At 51.9% G+C, this 22,383-nt stretch carries 14 protein-coding genes; 5 read left to right on the top strand and 9 right to left on the bottom strand.

Annotation, left to right across the window (positions count from 1 at the left end):
• Positions 1-7 precede the first annotated feature (7 nt).
• From clpP to IPM52_06840, 3 genes are read left to right on the top strand one after another with little or no spacing between them, the layout of a single operon-like run.
• Entirely contained in the window at positions 8-679 is a 672-nt protein-coding gene (gene clpP / locus IPM52_06850; protein MBK9291327.1) for an ATP-dependent Clp endopeptidase proteolytic subunit ClpP, read from the top strand.
• 5 nt (positions 680-684) lie between these two features.
• Entirely contained in the window at positions 685-1,914 is a 1,230-nt protein-coding gene (clpX, locus tag IPM52_06845; GenBank protein MBK9291326.1) for an ATP-dependent Clp protease ATP-binding subunit ClpX, read from the top strand.
• A 39-nt stretch (positions 1,915-1,953) separates the two neighbouring features.
• The gene (locus IPM52_06840) at positions 1,954-2,583 is read left to right on the top strand and encodes a DUF4294 domain-containing protein (protein ID MBK9291325.1); all 630 of its coding nucleotides are present in this window, start codon (positions 1,954-1,956) and stop codon (positions 2,581-2,583) included.
• A 1-nt stretch (position 2,584) separates the two neighbouring features.
• Here the strand turns inward: IPM52_06840 and IPM52_06835 are convergent, their stop codons facing one another.
• The 3 genes from IPM52_06835 to IPM52_06825 form a co-directional block, all read right to left on the bottom strand.
• On the bottom strand, positions 2,585-4,000 hold the full coding sequence (locus IPM52_06835; GenBank protein MBK9291324.1) for a sugar transferase: 1,416 nt from the start codon (positions 3,998-4,000) through the stop codon (positions 2,585-2,587).
• Positions 3,997-4,902: a hypothetical protein gene (locus tag IPM52_06830; GenBank protein ID MBK9291323.1), complete on the bottom strand. Its 906-nt coding sequence runs from the start codon at positions 4,900-4,902 to the stop codon at positions 3,997-3,999. The genes IPM52_06835 and IPM52_06830 overlap by 4 nt, the downstream gene beginning before the upstream one ends.
• A 74-nt stretch (positions 4,903-4,976) precedes the next feature.
• Positions 4,977-5,963, bottom strand: a complete 987-nt coding sequence (locus tag IPM52_06825; GenBank protein MBK9291322.1) for a Gfo/Idh/MocA family oxidoreductase — start codon at positions 5,961-5,963, stop codon at positions 4,977-4,979.
• 107 nt (positions 5,964-6,070) lie between these two features.
• Between IPM52_06825 and IPM52_06820 the strand changes: the two genes are divergently transcribed.
• Together IPM52_06820 and IPM52_06815 are read left to right on the top strand one after the other, a co-directional pair.
• Entirely contained in the window at positions 6,071-6,718 is a 648-nt protein-coding gene (locus IPM52_06820; protein ID MBK9291321.1) for a protein-L-isoaspartate(D-aspartate) O-methyltransferase, read from the top strand.
• 132 nt (positions 6,719-6,850) lie between these two features.
• On the top strand, positions 6,851-8,581 hold the full coding sequence (locus tag IPM52_06815) for an aromatic amino acid hydroxylase (protein MBK9291320.1): 1,731 nt from the start codon (positions 6,851-6,853) through the stop codon (positions 8,579-8,581).
• 48 nt (positions 8,582-8,629) lie between these two features.
• Here the strand turns inward: IPM52_06815 and IPM52_06810 are convergent, their stop codons facing one another.
• From IPM52_06810 to IPM52_06785, 6 genes are all read right to left on the bottom strand, one after another.
• On the bottom strand, positions 8,630-13,054 hold the full coding sequence (locus IPM52_06810; protein ID MBK9291319.1) for a T9SS type A sorting domain-containing protein: 4,425 nt from the start codon (positions 13,052-13,054) through the stop codon (positions 8,630-8,632).
• Between the two features lie 79 nt (positions 13,055-13,133).
• On the bottom strand, positions 13,134-17,693 hold the full coding sequence (locus IPM52_06805) for a T9SS type A sorting domain-containing protein (GenBank protein MBK9291318.1): 4,560 nt from the start codon (positions 17,691-17,693) through the stop codon (positions 13,134-13,136).
• 231 nt (positions 17,694-17,924) lie between these two features.
• Positions 17,925-18,806, bottom strand: a complete 882-nt coding sequence (locus IPM52_06800) for a flavin reductase family protein (protein ID MBK9291317.1) — start codon at positions 18,804-18,806, stop codon at positions 17,925-17,927.
• A complete protein-coding gene (gene fahA / locus IPM52_06795; GenBank protein MBK9291316.1) occupies positions 18,803-20,065 on the bottom strand; it encodes a fumarylacetoacetase in 1,263 nt (420 codons plus the stop codon). Before fahA ends, IPM52_06800 begins: the two co-directional genes overlap by 4 nt.
• A 10-nt stretch (positions 20,066-20,075) precedes the next feature.
• Complete coding sequence (gene hppD, locus IPM52_06790; GenBank protein ID MBK9291315.1) at positions 20,076-21,173, bottom strand: 4-hydroxyphenylpyruvate dioxygenase; 1,098 nt, start codon at positions 21,171-21,173, stop codon at positions 20,076-20,078.
• 25 nt (positions 21,174-21,198) lie between these two features.
• Positions 21,199-22,353, bottom strand: coding sequence for a homogentisate 1,2-dioxygenase (locus tag IPM52_06785; protein MBK9291314.1), 1,155 nt, complete (start codon positions 22,351-22,353; stop codon positions 21,199-21,201).
• Between the last annotated feature and the right edge of the window lie 30 nt (positions 22,354-22,383).

The raw sequence follows: 22,383 nt of genomic DNA, 5'->3' as shown, positions 1-22,383 counted from the left end.
AACAACTATGGACAGTCAGGAATTCAGAAAATTTGCCACAGGTCACCTGGGCATCAGCAGCCTCACCCTCGACAGGTACAGCAAGCTGACAAGTGGCTACATTTCGCCCACTATTATCGAAGAGCGTCAGCTGAACATTGCCACCATGGACGTGTTCTCGCGTCTGATGATGGACCGCATCATCTTTTTGGGTGTGCCCATCGACGATTATGTGGCCAACATCATTCAGGCACAGCTGCTGTTTCTGGAGTCGGTGGATGCCAAGCGGGATATCCAGATCTACCTGAATACCCCGGGAGGCTCGGTCTATGCCGGCCTGGGAATCTACGATACCATGCAATACATCCGTCCTGATGTGGCCACGATATGCACCGGGATGGCGGCTTCGATGGGCGCCGTATTGCTGTGTGCCGGTGCCAAAGGCAAGCGCACTGCCCTCAAGCATTCGCGCATTCTGATTCACCAACCCATGGGGGGTGCACAGGGTCAGGCCTCCGATATCGAAATTACTGCCCGTGAAATTCAAAAGCTGAAAAAAGAACTGTACGAGATCATCTCGGCACACACCGGCCAGCCTTTCAAAAAGATCTGGAAAGATTCCGACCGCGACTACTGGATGACTTCGCAGGAAGCCAAGGAATACGGCATGATTGACGAAGTTTTGGTACGTAATGCCTGATAAAGATGGCCCGTAAGAAAGACGAATGTTCGTTTTGTGGCAGTCCGCGCTCCGAGGTTAAGCTGCTGATCAGCGGCTTTGATGCCCAGATTTGTGAGCGTTGCGTGGAGCAGGCCAATATGATTCTGGCTGAGGAGCTTTCGGTGCGCAAGCCCCGCTCGGCCAAATCGGGCTTCAAGGTGCTCCGGCCTGCCGAAATCAAGAACTTTCTCGACCAATACGTCATAGGTCAGGACGAGGCCAAGCGCATTCTTTCGGTGGCTGTTTACAACCACTACAAACGCATCGACCAACCACCTGCAAAGGACGAGGTGGAAATTGAAAAATCGAATATTATCCTGGTGGGCGAAACAGGTACGGGAAAGACCCTGCTGGCGCGCACAATAGCCAAAATGCTGCATGTGCCCTTTGCCATTGCAGATGCTACCGTGCTCACCGAAGCCGGATATGTGGGCGAGGACGTCGAAAGTATCCTGACGCGTCTGCTCCAGGCTGCCGATTATGATGTGGAAGCTGCCGAAAGAGGCATTGTATTCATTGACGAAATCGACAAGATTGCCCGAAAGAGCGACAATCCCAGCATCACACGCGATGTGTCGGGCGAGGGTGTGCAGCAGGCCTTGCTCAAGCTGCTCGAAGGAAGTATTGTGAATGTGCCCCCTCAGGGTGGACGCAAACACCCCGAGCAAAAGATGATCCAGGTGGACACCCGAAACATCCTTTTCATTGCCGGTGGCGCTTTCGACGGCATCGAGCGCATCATCGCGGCCCGCTATCATACCAATGTGGTTGGCTATGGGCGCGATAAGGATGAATTTATCGACAAGGACAACCTGCTGCAATATATCTCGCCGGCCGACCTGAAAAAGTTCGGGATGATTCCGGAGATTGTCGGACGATTGCCAATTGTTACCTACCTGCATCCCCTCACGCACGAAACCCTCAAGCGCATCATTGTCGAACCAAAGAATGCCCTTGCCAGGCAGTTCATCAGGTTGTTCGAGCTCGATGGCATCAAGCTGACTTTCGAAGACGAGGTGTTCGATTTCATTGTCGAAAAGTCCATCGACCTCAAGCTGGGTGCGCGTGGGCTACGGTCGATATTTGAAGCCATACTTACCGACGATATGTTCGAACTTCCGTCGCGCAAAGGGGTGAAAGAGCTTCGCATCACGCGCGAGTATGCCGAATCCAAATTCCGCAAATCAGGTCTTGCCAAGCTCAAAGTAGCCTGATGCCCGCATTCTGGCATGTTTATTGAATGACAGTGCGTCATGGCAAAGCATGCAAACACCGGCCGGCAGGCGTGCCCCACAACAGGCAAGTTTTTCTCAGGAATTTTCGTTCTTGCCCTGGTACTGTTTTTCCCGGTTCGGATCCATGCTCAGCAACAGGAAGATCAGATAGTTGTGCATGCAACCATCATTCAGCACGATACCGTACCACTCATTCAACTTCCGGAAGTCATCATCTGGGGTTTCCAAAGTGAGCGCGATCTGCGGCGTTTTCAACGGCTTATCTACAACGTAAAGAAGGTATATCCTTATGCACGCCTGGCCGGCATCAAGCTCAGGGAATACGAAGAGCAGCTGGCTGCTGCGCGCACCGACCGTGAGCGGCGCAGGATCATGCGCCAGGCTGAAGAGGAAATTAAGGCGCAATATAGTGCGGAGCTGAGCGAGCTTACCTTTACCCAGGGGAAGATACTGATCAAGCTGATTGACCGCGAAACCAGCGAAACATCTTACGCATTGCTCCAGGAACTGCGGGGCAATGTGGTGGCCTTTTTTTATCAGGGATTTGCCCGTATCTGGGGTTACAACCTAAAGTCGAGGTACGAGCCTGAAGGCGAGGATGCGGCTATCGAGATGATTGTCAGAATGATCGAGAATGGTCAGCTCTGACCTATTTTCCCCTTCCTTGCAACACGATGAGCGCGGTATAGATGAGGATCTTGATATCCATGGCAATACTCATATTCTCAATGTAGAGGATGTCGTACTGCAAGCGCTCGATCATTTCGTCCACCGTGGAAGCATAGCCGAATTTCACCTGGCCCCAGCTGGTGATACCAGGTTTTACGCGCAGCAGCAACCGGTAATGGGGTGCCCGCTTTACGATCTGATCAATGTAATACTGCCGCTCGGGGCGCGGCCCGACCAACGACATGTCGCCTTTGAGGACGGTGTAGAATTGAGGTATTTCGTCGAGTCGGACCTTTCGGATAAATCGCCCGAAAGGTGTGATACGGGGATCGTTCTCGGAGCTTAGCTGCGGTCCGTTCGATTCGGCATCAACATACATGCTCCTGAATTTGTGCATCTTAAAGGGCTTTCCATACCGGCCGATGCGTTCCTGCGAATATAGGATGGGGCCACGGGAGGAGAGTTTGACGCCAACAGCGGTGAAGATATAGAGCGGAATAAGCACAATCATGGCAACAATGGAAATGACGATGTCCATGAGGCGCTTGATCGATTGCTGCCATGCAGGCATCAGATCGGGCGATATCTGAATGAGCGGTGCATGCCAGATGGCGCTCATCTTCACCGTTCCGAAGAGGAAATCCTGCATGATGGGGATGATCTTGATCACCACCGTGGTGTCTTCGAGCAGGGCAATAATGTTCTCAATGGTATCCGTTTCCTTGCGCTCAATGGCAATAATCACCTCTTCGATCTTCAGTTCATCCACAAGCTTTTTCAGATCGCTGTAATGCCCGAGGTGGGGCAGATACTGACCAATTTTAAAATCTTCTGTATCATACACACTCACAAAACCCAGGAAAATGTTGCCCGACGAAACCTTTTGGTTTTCAATGTCTTTGTAAATTTTTGTTGCATTTCCGTTCGAGCCCACAATGATGGTGTTGAACCCGATGATTTTGTTGTGAATTTTTTTGACAGTGGCCGTGGTGAGTGCCAGCCTGCCGGCATAGGTTAGGCTGAAATGTAGGGTAAACAGGACGATAAACGACTGATAATAAGACTTGTAGGTGAGGATAATATCGTCGAGTATGGCCACAAAGAAGATGATTGTCACCCCGATGAGGGTGATGACAAGCGTTTGTCCGAGTTCGCGGAGCCTGGCTTTGCGGTAAATCTGGCGGTAGGCGCCCACCATGGCATAGAGTGTGAGCCAGCCAAGAGGAATGAGGGTGATGCCATACCAGAAGTTAGGATCCCTGAAAACAAGCTCAAACTGTTCATGGAACGAGGGGTTTTCGGTTTGTTTACGGTAGAAGTAAAACAACGTCCAGGCCATCAGGGCTGAGAGCCAGTCGAGTATGACATACTTTGCTACCTGTAAACGTCGGTTCATTGGGTTTGTATCCTATGGATCAGTTTGATGTTGTCGAAATAAAACCGGGCTTCCGTTTCGCTGGCCAGTTCCGATTCAAAATAGACCTTGAACCATTCGGCATAGCTGTAGGTTGAAGCCAGAGGGGTAAGGTTGATGTAAATTTTGTTCCAGGAGTTGCTTTTGTTGACCACAACGAGCGGAAATGCCTCGATGTTGTTGTCGATGCGGATGAGCAGGCCGACGCCAAAAGGGCGGTCGCACTTATAATCAAGCTCAAGAAAAACAGGAGATCCGTTGCCGGGCAAATTAAACCCCTGGTGCGACATGATGCGGAAAAACTTCCGGTTGCCTGTCAGATGTATCTTGCCCGAGTATGCCGAATAAGGGGATAGCCAGGCTTCGGGATGATTTGCAGGCTCTGTCCTGTTGATGGTGGTATCGCTCTGATTGGTTTTCTCGAGGGTAAAGCTGATGCGCTCAAAGTCTTCTTTCCAGAGGAATCTCAGATTTTCGTAATAGGTGGTTTGCGGATTGAACCGAACAACAGAATCTTCAAAAAACTCAAAGTTTTCGACCACTATGGGTTTCATAAACGGATAAGGCACGCGCGTTGCAGCGATTCCATTGAGTTTGATACCCGGGCGAATCTCCAGCCTTTGTTTGCCACGTGCCAGCACGGGAAAGGTGGCAGGCAGTTCGAATGCGCCAATGAGCTGGCCGTTCACATAAACCCAGGCATCCGAAATGTTGTGGGTATTGCTGCCCTGTGTGGCATAATCCGTGGAGAACCTGATGCTGTCGATACGGAGATAGGCAGGTACGGTTTGGTCGCCTTCGAATTTATAGCAGGCCGTGTGAAACAGGGATGCTATAAAAACAAAAATCAGAATACGTAAGGCAGCACGTAAACGTACCCTCATGCAGCTTGCGTTGGTTAAGGTTTCAGTGAGTGAAAACGTTCGTAAACGATTGCATATTGCAGAGGAGGGCTGAATTATTTGGTTTTTTGGTTATCATTCACTGCCTCAAGTATTTGGTGGGCTACCAGCAGCACCTGATACCCATCCTCAATGGTCACCATAGGTGTTTTGTTGTGGACCACTGCATCGTAAAAACTTTCGAGTTCGGCCTGTATGGCATTCAGGGGCGCTATATCGGGGCGTTCGAAGCTGATCTGGCGATAGCCTTTTCCGTTGCCCAGGTCGATAACCATGGCCATGGGATCGTCGGGTTCTTTTTCCAGACTTTGCATGCGCACGATCTCGGCTTTTTTCTCCAAAAAATCCACGGCTATGTAAGCATCTTTCTGAAAGAACCTCGATTTGCGCATGTTTTTGAGCGAGATGCGGCTTGCAGTGAGGTTGGCTACACACCCATTTTCGAAAGCTATGCGCGCGTTGGCAATGTCGGGACTGCCGCTCACCACAGGCACCCCGCTGGCGCTGATGGATGCAACCGGCGATTTGACCACACTGAGCAGGATGTCGATGTCGTGCACCATCAGGTCGAGCACCACAGGCACATCAGTTCCTCTGGGGTTGAACTGTGCCAGACGATGCGTCTCGATAAACATGGGATTGCTGATCACCTCCTTCACTGCCAGGAAAGCCGGATTGAAACGCTCCACGTGCCCTACCTGCACCTTTACACCTGCTTCTTTGGCCAACTGCATCAGCTCGCTGGCTTCTTCGGGAGTAGCTACGATGGGTTTCTCGATAAACACATGTCTTTTGCGGTTCAGTGCAAGACTCGCGCAGCTGAAATGGGCCACCGTAGGGGTCACAATGTCCACCACATCGCATGCCTCCACCAGACTGTCGATGCTGTCGAAGCTGGTGAGTCCAAACTCGGCCGAAACCCGGGAAGCGGTGTCCAGATCAGGGTCGTAAAAGCCAACGAGGTGATATTGAGGTATTTGCCGGATGCAACGTAGATGTATCTTTCCCAGGTGACCTGCACCCAGCACGCCAATTCGGAGCATATCAGGTTTGTTTGGGCAAAGGTACCAATTTCGCACGGCTTAGAATTACTAACTTCGCGCACCAAAACAAAAACAACAGGCTGTATAGTTTCCTGCTCAGGCGCATGATGATTGATACGTTCAGGCATAAGGGGTTGAGAAAAAAACTCGTGGATTCGATCCGCGAAAAAGGCATCACCGATAAGCGCGTGCTTCAGGCACTCGAAGCTGTGCCGAGGCATTTTTTCATGGATTCATCTTTTGTGGAGTTTGCCTATCAGGACAAACCATTCCCCATCGGGTCGGGACAAACCATTTCGCAGCCTTACACAGTGGCTTTTCAGTCGCAGCTTCTGCAGGTCTCGCCCGGCCACAAGGTGCTCGAGATTGGCACCGGGAGTGGTTACCAGGCCTGCGTGCTGGCCCAGATGGGAGCCAAGGTGTTTACCATAGAGCGACAGCGAAAGCTCTACCTCAAGACGAAGGCCTTTCTCGAAGAACACAACTGGAAGGTAAAAACGTTTCTTGGGGACGGAAACCTCGGATTGCCCACTTTTGCCCCATTCGACCGCATTCTGATTACGGCGGCAGCCCCCGAAATACCCCGGGCGCTTGTTGATCAGCTAAAACCAGGGGGAATCATCGTTTTGCCGCTTGGATCGGGCGATGACCAGGTGATGCTACGCATCATCAAAAACACAGACGGAAGCCTCGACCGCGAACAACATGGGTATTTCAGGTTTGTGCCACTGCTTGGTGACCTCGGCGACGACTGACCAAAGCCACTTCGTTTCTAACACTCTAATTATCAGACATATAAGTTTTTTAGCTTTTTTATAACAAACGATTGCGTGAAATAGGTTATTTTCGGCAGGTCATTGCTTAAAATAACCTCAAACTTCCCGACAATGTTTGAAAACGAGGTGCTTTCAAAGCTTCCGCGCCATCTGATGCAATTGGTAATCGATCAGCACTACGACAGGTATTCGTGGCAGGATCACTCGATCTGGAGATATGTCATGCGGCAAAACCTGGCTTTTCTCAAAGACAAGGCACACCATTCCTATCTCGACGGACTTGCACGCACAGGAATCTCGCTTGAACATATTCCCGACATACACGAGATGAACCGTATCCTTTCGCGCATTGGCTGGGCTGCGGTGACAGTGGATGGATTTATTCCGCCCGCTGCTTTTATGGAATTTCAGGCCTACAATGTGCTGGTTATTGCGGCCGATATCCGTCCCATCGACCAGGTGGAATATACACCTGCCCCTGATATCATTCACGAAGCGGCCGGGCATGCGCCCATCATTGCTGATCCTGATTACGCTGCTTACCTGAAATATTTCGGTGAGGTTGGTGCAAAAGCCTTCTCCTCGGCTGCAGATTACGAGCTGTATGAGGCCATCAGGCATTTATCCATTCTCAAAGCCGACCCTTTTACACCTGCCGATGCCATTGCCAAAGCCGAATACGAGCTGGCGCAAAGGGAGAAAAGTCTGGGCATCCCTTCCGAGATGGCCCTGATCCGCAACCTGCACTGGTGGACTGTGGAATATGGTTTGATTGGCAGCATCAATGATCCCAAAATTTACGGTGCCGGTTTGCTCTCGTCCATAGGCGAAAGCGCAGGTGCACTTAGCGACAAAGTGCTGAAACTGCCATATACTGTGGATGCAGTTTATTATAACTTCGACATTACCAAGCCACAACCCCAGTTGTTTGTGACGCCCGATTTTGCGCATCTTACCAGGGTGCTCGATGAATTTGCTTCGCGCATGGCCTTGCGTAAAGGTGGCATCGAAGGAATCCTCAAGGCGATTGAGTCGGGTTCGGCAGCCACATGTGTGTACAGCTCAGGTTTGCAGGTGTCCGGAACCTTCACGGAATATATTTTACATCAAAATCAACCGGTGTACGTGCGCACGACCGGACCTACCATGCTGTGCTACAACAACAAACAGCTCGAAGGCCATGGTAAAGCCGTCCACACACACGGTTTTGGTTCGCCCATCGGACGCATCAGGAACACATTTAAGCCCCCACGTTACCTGGAGGATGCCGACCTGGCTGAGATAGGCGTCGTTGCCGGCAACAAAGTCGAGCTTGAATTTGAATCCGGAATCACCATCACGGGCACTTACCGTGGGGCCACACGCTGCGAGGGCAAGCTGGTGTTGATGCACTTCGACCATTGCCTGGTAAGGTATCAGGACGAGATACTGTTTGAACCTGAGTGGGGAACCTACAATATGGCTGTGGGCGAGCAAAATGTGTCGGTGTTCAGCGGACCTGCCGATCCGGATGCTTTCGGGCTTGAGTTCCCCGTGCCCAAGGAAAAGACACACCGGATTGAACATACAGATGATCAAAGGGCGCTGTTTGAGCTGTACAAACAGGTGCGCGACCTGCGTGAGCATGGGGGAGATGCTTCCAGGCTCCGGAATATCTGGCAGCAGGTGCGGACGCGATGGACGGGGGAATGGCTTTTGCCGCTCGAAATGGCCGAGTATTGCAGCCAGACAAACACCAATCCCGAACTTCTGGGAGATATCCGCATTTACCTGGAAGATCTTGCCCAAAGTGATGAAAGCCTCCGGAATGTGATTCACCGGGGGTTGAATCTGATCCAATAAAAAAAGCGCCGGTCAGGCGCTTTTTTTATGGACGGAAATACCCCGAGATTACCTCTGGATATTCATTCGCTGGCTTACGGTGCTTGTTCCGTTTTCGACCTGAACGAAGTAAAGACCTGCCGTCAGGTGACCGAGCTTAAGCTGAACAAGGTTGTGTTTGCCTTCGAGTGTAACTGATTCGGTGTACACGACCTCACCCACCAGGTTGATAACCCTGACGCGGAGGTTTCCTTGTGCAAAGCCACCAAAGGTCAGGTTCACATTTCCATTGCTGGGGTTAGGATAAATGGTCAGGCTGGGTCTGTTTTGTTCGCCCAGGCCGATGGTGCTTTTCACTATCACACTTGCAGCTTCGGACCATGCACCCTGACCGCAATCGTTCGTGCCGGCCACCGAAATGGTTGCTGTGCCAATAAACTGAGAATTCCAGGTCACTGTAGCGTTCAGGCCATTGGCAGTCAGTGTACCGGCAGCAGCTGGTTCAAGTTTCCAAACGTAGTCTGTGGCAGTGGCTACGCCTGTGGCACCGACGTTGCTGCTGGTTACGAAAGCATGGTCAACTTCGGTAGGAGCAGTGGGTGCAGCAGGAGCGGCAGGAACGTGATTAACGACCACCTGAGCTTCGGCATTAACTTCTTTTGCGCAGCTGTTGGCATCGGTGAGCGATAGCAGGAGGTAAGTGGTGGTTTCGTTCGGGGAAACTTCCAAGGTCCAGGGTGAAGCGGGAACGGTGTGGCTTCCCATGCCGTTAGCCATTTCGATGACCCAGGGTGCAGCCCCGGTGAGCTCGAGGGTGAGGGTTGCGGCAGTTCCCTGGCAAACGGCACCCGATGCAGCAATTGTAGCAGTTGGAAGCGCATGGAAGGCCAGTGTCTTCTGGCTCGATGCACTGGCGCAATTGCCAAGGCCCATGGCATGCAAGGTAAGCACAACCTGACCTGCAGCATAGTCTTCGACGCTTGGTGTGTAAACCGGTGCAAGGGACGTGCTGTCGCTGAACATGCCTGTACCGGAAGTGGTCCATAGCAAGCTGCTGTAATTGGCAGCGACGGCATCGGTGATTTCCAGTTCGGCGCCATGGCAGATAGCGGCTTCGATACCAGCATTTGCTTCAGCCAGCGGATTGATGTTCAATGTTTTGTTGCTCTGAACCGTACTGTTAGGTCCGGTTGCGGAGAGGGTAAGCACAACACTTCCGGCAGCGATATCCGCTTCACTGGGTGTATAAACTGGATTGAGAATTGTGGCATCGCTGAAGGTACCGGTGCCACTTGTTGTCCAGAGCAGGCTGTTGTAGTGCGTGGCTGTGCCTTCGAGCTGGTGGGTCTCGCCTGCGCAGATGGTGGCATCCAAACCGGCCCATGAGCTTGTTACAGGAGTTGGCGGGAAGGTGATATAGTCGATCCAGGCGCAGTCTTCGCCGCTCGACACAATGTAATCCTTCATATATTCCCATTTAAAGGTGCGGTTGCCTGCCTGTACGGGGAAGCTGACCCTGCCCCAGGGAATGTTGCCGGCCCACTCTCCAACTTTCACATTGTCGATGTAGAAGCGCAGGAAGTCGTAGCCCGACTCTGAAGAAACCTTCCTGAAGAATGAGATCGAGTCGTTCGCGCTTACAGTGTATTGCAGAATCATCTGCGTGGACTGGCTATGCGTAATGCCTCCGGATTTGGCCGAGAAGCTGCCTTCGTAAGGATTGACCAGTGTGATGGTCCATGGAAGATTTCCGGCAAATGTCCATGGGAACGCATTAAAGTTGCCGGTTTCGAAGTCTTCGAGGATCAGGCCCACCTTGGTTGTAAACGACTTGCTTGCAGTATAAGCGCCAGAGGCCACATCGAAATTGAATCCTACAGCCTGTCCGACAGGTGCAGCTCCTGTGACAGTAACATTAAATTCGGACATTGCAGTAGCGCCTGCCTCAACAGATTCGACGGTGTGGGTACCCGAATTGACAATAACAAAGGGGCTGTCGAAACTGATGGTTCCGGTGGTTTGGGCGGCAGCACTTTGTCCACTGTTGGTGTAACTGATGCGAATCAGTGCGGTTTCACCGGGATCGAGGCGGCCGTTGCCATTGCCCTGCAGCTCGGTTATCGTAAAGTTGCCCACAGAGAATGCCGGTGCGAGGGCATTGAGGTTGAACTGGCTCGACCAGTTACCATCGGGGCTTGTCATGGTGATGGTAAATTGCATCGGGGTGTTGTTGGGAACACTGTTGCTTACGGCAAAGCTGAATGCATCTGCAATGGTCACGGCCTCGTTGGGTTGAAGGGTACCAAATTCCTGTGTGCCATCAAGAATGGTCACATGAGGCGAATTGGTGGTGAGGGTTGCCACAATGTTTGTGGCTGGCTCAACACCCAGATTTTTAAGCTGAATGCCCAGTTGCACATCCTGGCCGTAGTGCACCTGTCCGCCAGCCACACCGTTTACCATGTTCGACATGTAAGCTACAAACGGGCCGGAGGCTGGGATGATGTCAATTTCGCTGATGTAAGTCTCCTTGTTAAATCCGAATACGGCCACCTTGAGTGTACCTACGTTGTTCAGCGCAGGGAAGCTGACAGTGGCTTGTCCACCGGTAATGGTTCCCGTGCCAATGATTTCGCCGTCGATGGTGAGCGAAACCATTGCGCCTTCGGCATCAGCCATGACAGTGAATTCGGACATTCCAAGGAAGATGGCCGGCATGTGCTGCACGTTCATGGGTTGGGGCACAGCGGTACGCAAGGTGAGGGTGGGGTCGCCAAAGAGTATCCAGGTGTCGTGAGTGCTGCGACCCGACGAGCCGTGCAGGTCGATCATCTTCATGCTGCCATTGATGGAGGTGCCGCCAAATGTGCGTTTGATGTTGTTTTGGTAGCCTTCGGCCAGAATGGTAACCATTTCGTCCTGACCAGTCATAGGGGGTTGCCAGGGCTGCGAGATCCACGACATCATCGTGCCAATGGCACCGGTTGGCTGGCCGTTTTTCGAGGCGCGCATCCAGGTCTCGGCAAAGCAGGTGCCATTGGTAAACCGTCCGTTGTCGCAGGCTACTGCCCAGACGATGGGCCATCGGTCGGTGTTGTTCAAAGCTTCGACATGCGAAGTGGAATAGCCAGCAACACTCCATCCGGTTTGTGATCCGTGGTTACAGTAATTAATAATGCTTGCACCGGCATTGATTCTGGAAGATATTTGAGCTGCGGTGGTGTTTGGAAGCCCTGGAACGTTTCCGTCGTACTCACGGTAAACGGTTTGATAGGTAAAATTGAGCAGGGTATCGCGGATGTAGTCCATGTGCACGTAGTCAGCTTCGCCCCCGTTGTGTCCATTACCCGCACCCTCGTTGCGCGCAACTCCGATGCCCGTATTCAGCCATGTAGCATTTTGATTCAGATCGCGTTCATAAGTAATAATCTTTGTGACCATATTGGTAACATGGTCGGCCGATTCGGCTGAGAAACGCCCAACAAAAAGCTCATTATACGAGTCGTTACCTGCAAGATAGCCATAAAAATTGTCGGAATACCCTCCGGCTGTGGTATTGTTGTAGCTGGGCACATGCTGATGGTCGCCCACCAGAAGCACATGAGTGAGCCCATTCGTATTGTAGTAGTTCTGTATGAAAGTTTTTATCGCCTCGGGTGTTGAACCAATGGTGCTGACGTTAACCATTTCGGTGGGACGGCCGATGGTTTTTTTCCATGCGACAAAAGGTTGCATGGCTTCCATATAAGCACCGTGGCTGATGATCAGCAGTTTGCCTTGTTCCTGAAGCACAGGATAACGTTGGCGCGCCTGCTTGAAATTGATAAAATGGTTGGCATATACCTGCTCAAATTCCGGATCTTCGGTGAGCATCCGGCTGCGGGTAAATTGGTTTGCACCACCGGTGCCATTGCGGAAAAGCTGGATTGTTAGGTCATAATAAACCCTGAGGGTCTTACTTACAGGATTGTAAACAAATGGCATAATGGTCACAGCCTGTCCCCTGAAATTGCGCAGGATGTAAGGTTCCTGCAGCTCGGTGTTCGTGGCCGGAAAGAAAGCGTCCTGCTGATACATGCTGCCATAGGTGTAAGGCACGGTGGCAGGGTCGATCTTACGCGAAAAGTCGCCTTTCGAAGGAGCTATCTCCATATTCGGAATATCCACAAAGCGCGAGGCCACCACACGCACGTCCATCTTGACATCGTCGCCTATGATAGCCGAAACGGCATATTTTGGCACATCAGGCGCGCCTTTCTCGGCCAGCGAAACCATCTTGGGTACACTGATGATTGCTGCTTTGCCTTTGGGAGTTTCGACGTATTTAGTGAAGAATCCATCGATGCTGAATTGAACAACGATCTGTTCCTGATCGGAATGGATGAGCCTGTAACCAATAGGCGCAGGCCTTTCGGACTGTATGGCAGTCCAGTCGGATGCAAAAGCAGGCAGCGAGATAATCGCGGCCAGCAACAAAATGTAAATTTTTCTCATAATGAATGATTTATAAAAGAAGAAGCTGCCTCAAAAGTAATAACATTTTACTCTTGAGGCAGCTAAACAGCTTGTTAAATTATTGAACGACTACTTTTTTAACAGTGGTTGCGGTACCTGATTGCAGGCGGATGTAATAAACGCCTTTGGCCAGGTGCTGGAGGTCAATCTGGTTGTTGTAAATGCCGTTTACTGTGATCTGTTCTTTGGCAAAGACTTTCTGTCCCTGATAGTTGAGCAGGTAGTAAGAAACATTGGCAGCATTACCACTAAGTTGAATGTTGAGCACATTCACAGCAGGGTTGGGGTGAATCAGCACTTTGAGCGCCTGGTCGTTTTCACCGATGAAGGAGCAGATGTCGAAAGTAACAACCACCTGATCGGTTGTTGTACATCCATTGACGTCAGTCACTGTAACGCTTATGGTATGCGATCCGGCACCCATTTCGCTGCCCACACATGTCATGGTTGGCGTGGTTACACCGCCGGGCATCCACAAATAGGATACGGCATTTGAAGTGGTAGCATCGAAAGTAATGGATTCCCAGATGCAGAGGGTGGTGTCCTGACCCAGCTCGACGGGTTGGATATTGTGCACGGCAAGTGTCACTTGTCCGGAGCTTTGTGTGGTGCCATCCGATACGGTAACGGTGTAGGTCGTAGTTTCAGTAGGCGTAGCTACAGGGTTAGCGATGTTGGGGTTGCTGAGGCCTGTGGTGGGTGTCCAGCTGTATGTGTAGTTGCCACTGCCGCCCGAGGCATGAGCGTTGAGAATCGCAGCGCTGCCCTCACAGATTTCCGGCGGATAGGCTGCGGGGTTGGCGCCAAGTGGTCCCATCGTCACAAAGTTGGCAACCCAGCCGGCACGGGTGATAGAGTTGTCCGAAACAAACCTGAAAGTGACCGCACCGCTGGGGTGTGACGAGGTAATCGTGCCCGGACTTACAGTGCCCATGAACGGGCTTCCGGGGAATTGAGGAGCGTTGACGTCCGGACCGTTATAGATCCAAAGCTTGTCGTAGTTGTTTTCCGTATCGAAAGCCGTGAAGGTAAATTTGAGCGGAGCCCCAGCCTGGGATGGCATAAAAGTCATGGTCAGGTTCTCGTTATTCTGATACTGACCATTGGGGCCACCAGTGTCATAAAACGAACCGTTCGAAACAGTGACTGTGGTGTTGGCCATCAGGTATTCGGGTCCGCCTGTTGTAAATGTCCATTCCTGGCAGCCTGTGGCCGGCCCGATTTGGTTCTTGGGTACCACTTTCCAGAAATAGGTGGTATTGGTCTGCAGGTTGGTCTGGTATTGATTAACTGTTACATTGGCCACAAAAGGTGGGTTGGGGGTGATACCAAAATACACATCGAACGAAGTAGCATCTGCAGCAGTCCAGCTCAACACGGTAGCCACACTCACATTGGTGGCGTTTTCAGCAGGCACCGGGTTGGTGGCGCAGTTTGGCGGGCTGTTGGGTACGTAGCAACTGATATCAGCATACCATCCGGCTTTGGTTACCGACCCATCGGATGTAAACTTAAAGGTAAGCGCACCGCTGGCGTTCTGTGCGGTAACAATGCCCGGGCTCGTGGTACCGGTGAAAGGACTTCCGGGAAGCTGAGGGGAATTGTCATCAGGACCGTTGTAGATGTAAAGCTTATCGTAGTTATTTTCAACATCAAAGCTGTTGAATGTGGCCCTGATCATGGAGCCGGGGGTGAATGGATTGAAAGTAAAGGTGAAGTTTTCGTTGTTGCCATACTGACCATTCGGCCCGCCGGAATCGTAGAATTTGCCCACGCAGGTGCTGGCCGAACCGTTGGTCATATTGTATTCGGGTATTAATCCAATCACTACCACGCTGTTTTGTGTGGCTGTGTAGAGATTTTGCGGGCCACCCTGAGCGGTGAGTGTCAGGTTTGCAGGATTTCCGATCGGTGATGTGGGATCCGTGCTCACAGCGAATTCGAGCACGGCCTGCGACTGCGCTGCAATGGCGGGCTGTGTCACGGTCGGGGTGTTGATCACGAGCATCGGATTGGCCGAAACCATGGTCAGGCTGACATTCTGGATGGCGCTGTTGCCGTTGTTTTTTACAGTAACTTTAAGAATGCCCGACTCGCCCGGGTCGAGGATGCCGTTTCCGTTTCCGCCAGTGTCAAGAACTTCAATAGCCTGATTGATGGCCAGTACCGGAGCCTGCAGGGTAATGCGCAGGTTGGATGTCCAGGTGGCCGAACCATCGGTAATTTGCAGCTGGAAAGCAGCTACATGCTGGTCGGGTACAAAATCGGCAATGCTGAAGCTGAAAGCATTATCCACTGTGGTGGTTGAACCACTGGGTGTAGCAGGGAAATTCTGTGTGGCAGCGCTTGTGAGTGTAACATATTGGTTGGTGCCGGTAACTGTAACGGTGAGCGGGCCTGAAGGATCTGCACCCACATTCTTAACGGTCATGTGGAGCGAGATGTTTTCGCCATAATCGGCCAGGCCGTTGTTGTTTCCTGCTGCATCGTTGATCACATACGAATCGAGCACTACATAAGGGCCAACAAGGGCTGCAGCGGGCACCTGAACCATGTAGGGCTTATACTGAGGTTTTGTAACGACAATGTCCACATCGCCACCCGAAAGTACGGGTTCGATCGGGACTTCAATTACGCCCGATGGTCCTACAAGCGCCGAACCATGAAGCACGCCGTCTTTGCTGATGGCTACGTAAGATCCGGGGAGGGCAGTTACTTCATAGGTAGTCAGTCCAATCGGAAGGATAGGTAGATGAGAAACTACGTTGTCGTCCCCCTCGGTCTGGTAAATCACTACCGACGGGTCGCCCAACACGTTGTAAGCCTGCCAGTAATACAACGGGCTTGAGTGGCTGGGATAACCCTGGACATGTACTTCGGTCACAGCCAGGTTGCCGACCATCACTGTACCACCGGCGCTCACATAATCGCTCACAAAGGGGGCATCGTAGGCTCCCCAGGTGGTTTCGGCATAAGTGGGTACATAACCATTGTTTGTGCCCACGATGGGGAAGGCGCCTACAGCCCAGTAAAAGTCTTCGAACCAATACGAGCTGGGCGATGAACCGATGTAAACTACCGAGCCTTTGTTGGGTGCACGCATCCAGGTCTCGCCTATACATTCTGCATAACCAAAGTCAGCGGCCAGGCAGCAGTTGCCAATGGCCAGCGGATATTTATCCTGGTTGGTGAAATTGTTCACCATGGTCTGAGTAAGCTGAGGGTCGCCCCAAGAAGTTTCGGAACAGTGGGCAGTATAGTTGATAAATCCTACAGCAATACGCGATGGATCATAGCAGCCGGCATAGCTGGTCAGATAAGTGTAAACGTCAGTAAATCCATGAGCTGCGTTGTAGTAATTCTGAGTGGCATAATGGATGGTGGGCTGGCCCACACGCGGGTTCCAGGTGCCATCGGCTCCGGCAATCAGGGTGGTTTTGTTCAGATAGGTCGGGTCGCTGAACTGGTATTGTTCGTAATACAGGGTTTTTTCAATCTGCGGAATCAGGTGTGCAGAGTTGCGGGCAGAGAAACGGCCGTAATACATTTCAGGGAACATGTCTCCGTCCACGCTGGCATAATAGAGGTCGGTCATTTTTTGCGAAGCCGAGCCTGTAGTTGCAGGTATCTGCGGGGTGTCGCCGACGAAAAGCACGAAAGAGGGTGCCGGATCGGTTGGGGTGCCGGCATTGTATTGGGCATGCACGTAGCTTTGAATCTGGGCATAGGTGGTGCCAATCACATCTGTGTAGGCAACAATCACATTGAACCCTTTTTTCTTTTTCCATGCAATGAAAGGCTGCAAATCGTTTTCGAACATACGGTCGGAAACGATAAGGTATTTCACGGGATACTTGGTCAGGTCGGGATGGTTGGGATAATTCTGACGCGACTGCCCATTGAGCAGGCTTTGCCTGATCGGTTCGAAATAAGGCGACCAGGTGGAAGCCTTGACATACTCGGTCAGGGCTTCGTCGGCACCGGTGTAAATGAGCTCGAGTTCAATGTCGTTGATCACCCGGATGGTTCCCAGCACAGGATTGTAGCTCACCGGCGAAACTGTCAGGCGGGCAATCCGATAGCTGCGCAACACACCCAGCACCTCTACCGTAGCCAGTTCGGGGGTTACAAAGGCATCCTTTTTGTAAGTGGTGGCATCGTATTCGAAAGGAACATCTTCGGGCGACTGGTCCTTGCGCAGCGAAGGCTGGTTGGGCATCAGCATATTGGTGATGCCATAATCGGACAGTTTGTACTCACTCACAGTATAGTTGATAACTTTCACATCCACCTCAGCTCCGAACGGCACCTCAATGAGGTATTTGGATGCCGGAAGCTTTGGCGTGCCAAGGGCACCGGTCCAGTAAGCACCCGGGATAACAAGTTCCGAAAAGTTGCCTTTCTCGGTTTGCACATCAAAACTTGCCGCACCGGAGTAAGTAATGGAAATACGGGTTTTTGAGGTATTGTCCTCAATCACCTGTGCCTTGTTTTCGGAACGACCGAAATCAATGGCCAGGTTTTGTGCATAAGTGTGACCAAATGCGAAGGTTGCCAACACAACCAATATCCAGCCCAGTCGCAACCGTACCGGATAGATTCGTAATAAATTTTTCATTTTGAGTAGATTAAGAAAAAACACGCTTATTGGCTCGGTTAAGATAACACGAAACAGGCGCCAAATTTATATTTTTTTAACACGCAAAACCTGAGGTTCATTCCACAAAGCCAAAATATCTGGCTTGTGTAATTGTATTACCCGGAAGGGTGTTTCTTTTGCGGGAAAACCGATAGGCTTTTGCGCCGCATTGATCATCAGATCAGGCGCTAACGAATGCTGAAGACCGGCTTAAGGCTTTGGCATACAGGCAATGAGCCATGCCAGGGCCTGTGGGGCATTGCCTTGCGCAAGCAGCTTTTTGGCATGTGCAAAAATATCTTCGGTCCGCAGGGGCAGCCCGCTTGTTGATACCGGGTTTTGCTGCACGGCTTCGAGTTCTTCGTTCGAAGGGAAACGGCTGAGGTTGCCCAGCATACCTAGTTCATTTCCGGTAAGCAGGGGGCTGTAGCGGATGTATTCGGGAAGCGCGTCAATACCGATGCCGTTGTGCACATTGGGTTTTGGCACAACAAAGCGGGAATAATCGTCCACTTTCACATAATAGTCTCCACCCAACCGCCCCACCTGGTTGATTTTGGTGGGGTCGATCTCGCCTTCCGGGCTGAGGATATCTTCATCGAGGTGCACAAGCAGGATATCGCAAATTACCAGGTTGCCTGCTCCCGGCCCGGTGCCTGTTTCGATGATCTGACGCACCTTGCACTCATATTGCACCGGGGATTCTTTGACCCTTGGCGGCCTGATGCGTTCCGAAGGGAGTGGGGTAAAACCTGCTTTGACAAATTCGCTGATGCCTTTGGGAAACTCGCAACTGGCCAGGCTCATTTGCTGAACCATCTCATATGTGACGATGTTGATGACCACTTCGGGTACTTCCAGCAGGTTTTCATAGGTGTGTTTTGTGGTATTGTCGCGACCGCGGCGTGAAGGCGAAAAAATCAGCGTCCCCGGATTGACCCCGAAAGCGTTGAAAAAGCTGAACGGTGCAAGGTTCTCGTTTCCGGCAGCATCAACTGTGCTGGCAAAAGCTATTGGCCGTGGGGCGATGGTGCCCAGCATGATGCGGTGCAGGTAATTCTGTGCGATGGCCGATGCGTCGAGTGTTTTCATGCCTGGTCTTTTGCGGGCAGTATGGTGGTCTTGCATTCGCCGAATCCGATGCGTTTGCCGTCTTTCTCGGCAAAACCTTTTAAAATGATGGTGTCGTTGTCGTGGATAAAAATGCGTCTGCTGCCATCAGGGAGGATGAGGGGTTTGGTGCCTTTCCAGCAGAGTTCGAGCATCGAGCCGAAAGAGTCGGGCTCCGGACCACTGATGGTGCCCGAAGCGTAAAGGTCGCCGGTGCGGATGTTGCACCCGTTGATGGTCTGATGGGCCAATTGTTGGGCCATGCTCCAGTAGAGGTGTTTCATGTTCGAACGGCAGATGCGTGTGGCTGGCAAGCCCTCGGGCTGGAGGTAAACCTCCAGTTGCACATCGAAATGATTGCGGCCGGTGTGTTGCAGGTAGGGCAGGGGAACCGGATCCTGCGCAGGCGAGTCTATCCGGAATGGCTCCAGGGCATCGAGGGTCACGATCCAGGGCGAAATCACCGAACCAAAGCTTTTTGACAGAAAAGGGCCGAGTGGCACATATTCCCACTTCTGGATGTCGCGTGCCGATAGGTCGTTAAACAGCACAAGCCCGAATATGTAGTCTTCGGCCTGGCGCACGTTCACCGTGTCGCCCAGTCCGGTGTCGCTACACACCACAAAGGCCGTTTCGAGCTCAAAATCAAGTTGTTTTGTAGGCCCGAAAACGGGGGGCTGGGAATCGTCGGGTCGGGTTTGTCCTTTCGGGCGGTGGATGTTTGTGCCCGATACCACTATGGATGAGCTGCGGCCATGGTATCCTACCGGCAGATGTTTCCAGTTGGGGAGCAGGGCGTTGGCCGGGTCGCGAAACATTTTGCCTACATTGGTGGCATGGTCAATGCTGGAGTAGAAATCGGTGTAATCGCCTATGTGCACCGGCAGCAGGTTTTCGCAGCTTTCGGCAGGATGGAGTGCCAGCCTGCACACATCCGCCTGGTCGCGCAGGTGCGGACAATCAGCAGAAAAAAGTTCGATCAGCCGGTTGCGCACCTGTGAGGTTTTCTGCCGGCCAAGGGCAATGAAGTCGTTGAGCACGGGCTGATAGAACACACTGAGGTCGGGGATGTCGAGGTCGTCGAAAAAACCAAAGTCGGCCAGCACCGACAAATCGGCTATGGTGTTGCCAATGCGTGTGGCAGGTGCCACGTGCTCGCCCTGACGGATGATGCCAAAGGGGATGTTGTCCAGCGTGAAGTCGCTTCCGCCGGGGATTTCTATCCACGAAACAGGGTTCATGCCTTGGTCATTAAAGGGTTCCGCGATTTGCCTGCTCGAGTTCAATAGCTTCGAACAAAGCTTTGAAATTGCCTTTCCCGAACGACTTTGCCCCTTTGCGCTGAATGATTTCGAAGAATACCGTGGGGCGGTCTTCCACAGGTTTGGTGAAAAGCTGAAGCAGGTATCCGTCTTCATCGCGATCAACCAGTATGCGGAGTTTTTTGAGGGTTTCAAGGTCTTCGTCAATGGCTTTTACCCGTTCGATCACCGTATCGTAGTATGCATCAGGCACATGCAAAAACTCAACCCCGCGACTGCGCAGCTGGCTGATGGTCTCAATAATGTTGTCGGTGGCCATGGCCACGTGTTGCGCGCCCGGCCCCCGGTAAAACTCTATGTATTCTTCAATTTGTGATTTCTTTTTTCCTTCTGCTGGTTCGTTGATGGGGAATTTGATGCGCATGTTGTCGTTGGCCATCACCTTGCTCATCAGGGCTGTATATTCGGTCGAGATATCTTTGTCGTCGAACGAGACGAGCTGTTCGAATCCCATCACTTCCTGATAAAACTTTACCCAGCGGTTCATCTCGCCCCAGCCCACATTGCCAACGATGTGGTCAACATATTTCAGCCCCACTTCCGGAGGCCTGTAGGAAGGTTCCCATTTTCTGAAACCGGGCATAAACGGCCCGAAATAGTTTTTACGTTCCACAAAGATGTGAACCGTTTCGCCGTAAGTGTGGATGCCACTCAGCACCACTTCGCCCCATTCGTCAATCAATACGTTGGGTTCCATGTAGGAGCGGGCGCCCCTGCCGGTGGTTTCTTTCCAGGCTTTGCGGGCGTCGTCCACCCATAGGGCAATCACCTTGATGCCGTCGCCATGCATGCGATGGTGCTCGGCTATGGGCGAATCTGGTGTCAGGGCTGTGGTGAGTACAAAAGTTATTTTGCCTTGCCTGAGCACGTAAGAGGCGCGGTCTTTCAGGCCGGTTTCGAGTCCGGCATAAGCAACGGGCTGAAAACCAAAAGCTGTCTGGTAAAAATGGGCGGCTTGTTTGGCATTGCCTACGTAAAATTCTACATAATCGGTGCCGTTGATGGGCAAAAAATCGTTCTGCTGCATATCGCTTGTAGGTTTCGGTTAATTTCTAAAGCCAGCTTTTGTGGTAATCGGGGCTTTCTATCTGCATGGCCTCCCGGGTGAGCATCAGTGGTCTGAAGGTATCTACCATCACGGCAAGCTCTTCGGTTTTGGTCTGCCCGATGCTGCGTTCCACAGCCCCGGGATGCGGACCATGCGGGATGCCGATGGGATGGAGGGTAATCATGCCATGCTCAATGTGGTTGCGGCTCATAAAGTCGCCATCCACGTAATAAAGCACCTCGTCGGAATCCACATTGCTGTGGTTGTATGGCGCCGGTATCGACTGTGGATGATAATCGTATAGCCTCGGCACAAAGGCACAGGTGACAAATGCAGCGGTTTCGAAAGTCTGATGCACCGGCGGTGGCTGATGTATTCTACCTGTGATGGGCTCGAATTCGTGAATGGAAAATGAGAAAGGATAGTGGTTGCCGTCCCAACCCACAGCATCGAACGGATGGGTGGCATAAATGTAGGGGAACAATGTGTCGCTGCGCTTGATTTTCACCAGAAAATCACCTTGCTCATCGTGGGTCTCAAGCTGTTGTGGGGCGCGAATGTCGCGTTCGTGATAAGGCGCATGTTCGAGCAACTGGCCGAACTTATTGACATAACGTTTGGGATAGCGCAGCGGATGAAACGACTCCAGGATAAAAAGGCGGTTGTCCTCGCTGTCGAACTCAATCTGGTAGATGGTGCCCCTCGGAATGATCAGGTGGTCGCCATACGAAAATTCGAGCTTTCCGTAAATGGTTTTGAGGCGACCGCTTCCCCGATGTACGAAAATCATTTCATCGGCCTGACTGTTTTTATAGAAATAGTCGGTCATCGACTTGCGGGGAGCAGCCAGCACAATATACACATCGTTGTTGACAAGCACGGGCTTTCGGCTTTCCAGATAGTCGTCGGCCGGCTCAATGGCGAAACCTTTGAAAGCCCTGTGCTGCATGTTTTTCGGCACTGCAATTTGCGGAGCCACGTCCAATGGTTCGCCAATCTGCCTGACCATAGTCGGAGGGTACACATGATATATTAAGGAGTACACATCCGAAAAACCCTCGGTCGAAACCAGTTCTTCGGCATAAAGCCCGCCGTCGGGCTTGCGGAAAATGGTGTGGCGTTTTGGAGGAACTGTTCCTCTGAGCTGGTAGTGAGGCATCTTATTTGGAATCGTTTTAAACAGCGAATA

Source organism: Bacteroidota bacterium (assembly GCA_016715945.1).
Taxonomy (GTDB): domain Bacteria; phylum Bacteroidota; class Bacteroidia; order Bacteroidales; family F082; genus JALNZU01.
This window is presented reverse-complemented; position numbering and strand designations above follow the sequence as displayed.

Bases quoted from the DNA above. Each gene is read 5' to 3' on its own strand.
- fahA (MBK9291316.1), bottom strand. From the start codon at position 20,065: ATGAACCCTGTTTCGTGGATAGAAATCCCCGGCGGAAGCGACTTCACG.
- IPM52_06840 (MBK9291325.1), top strand. From the start codon at position 1,954: ATGGCAAAGCATGCAAACACCGGCCGGCAGGCGTGCCCCACAACAGGC.
- IPM52_06815 (MBK9291320.1), top strand. From the start codon at position 6,851: ATGTTTGAAAACGAGGTGCTTTCAAAGCTTCCGCGCCATCTGATGCAA.
- IPM52_06825 (MBK9291322.1), bottom strand. From the start codon at position 5,963: ATGCTCCGAATTGGCGTGCTGGGTGCAGGTCACCTGGGAAAGATACAT.
- clpX (MBK9291326.1), top strand. From the start codon at position 685: ATGGCCCGTAAGAAAGACGAATGTTCGTTTTGTGGCAGTCCGCGCTCC.
- IPM52_06810 (MBK9291319.1), bottom strand. From the start codon at position 13,054: ATGAGAAAAATTTACATTTTGTTGCTGGCCGCGATTATCTCGCTGCCT.
- hppD (MBK9291315.1), bottom strand. From the start codon at position 21,173: ATGCAGCAGAACGATTTTTTGCCCATCAACGGCACCGATTATGTAGAA.
- IPM52_06800 (MBK9291317.1), bottom strand. From the start codon at position 18,806: ATGAAAACACTCGACGCATCGGCCATCGCACAGAATTACCTGCACCGC.
- clpP (MBK9291327.1), top strand. From the start codon at position 8: ATGGACAGTCAGGAATTCAGAAAATTTGCCACAGGTCACCTGGGCATC.
- IPM52_06785 (MBK9291314.1), bottom strand. From the start codon at position 22,353: ATGCCTCACTACCAGCTCAGAGGAACAGTTCCTCCAAAACGCCACACC.
- IPM52_06835 (MBK9291324.1), bottom strand. From the start codon at position 4,000: ATGAACCGACGTTTACAGGTAGCAAAGTATGTCATACTCGACTGGCTC.
- IPM52_06830 (MBK9291323.1), bottom strand. From the start codon at position 4,902: ATGAGGGTACGTTTACGTGCTGCCTTACGTATTCTGATTTTTGTTTTT.
- IPM52_06820 (MBK9291321.1), top strand. From the start codon at position 6,071: ATGATTGATACGTTCAGGCATAAGGGGTTGAGAAAAAAACTCGTGGAT.
- IPM52_06805 (MBK9291318.1), bottom strand. From the start codon at position 17,693: ATGAAAAATTTATTACGAATCTATCCGGTACGGTTGCGACTGGGCTGG.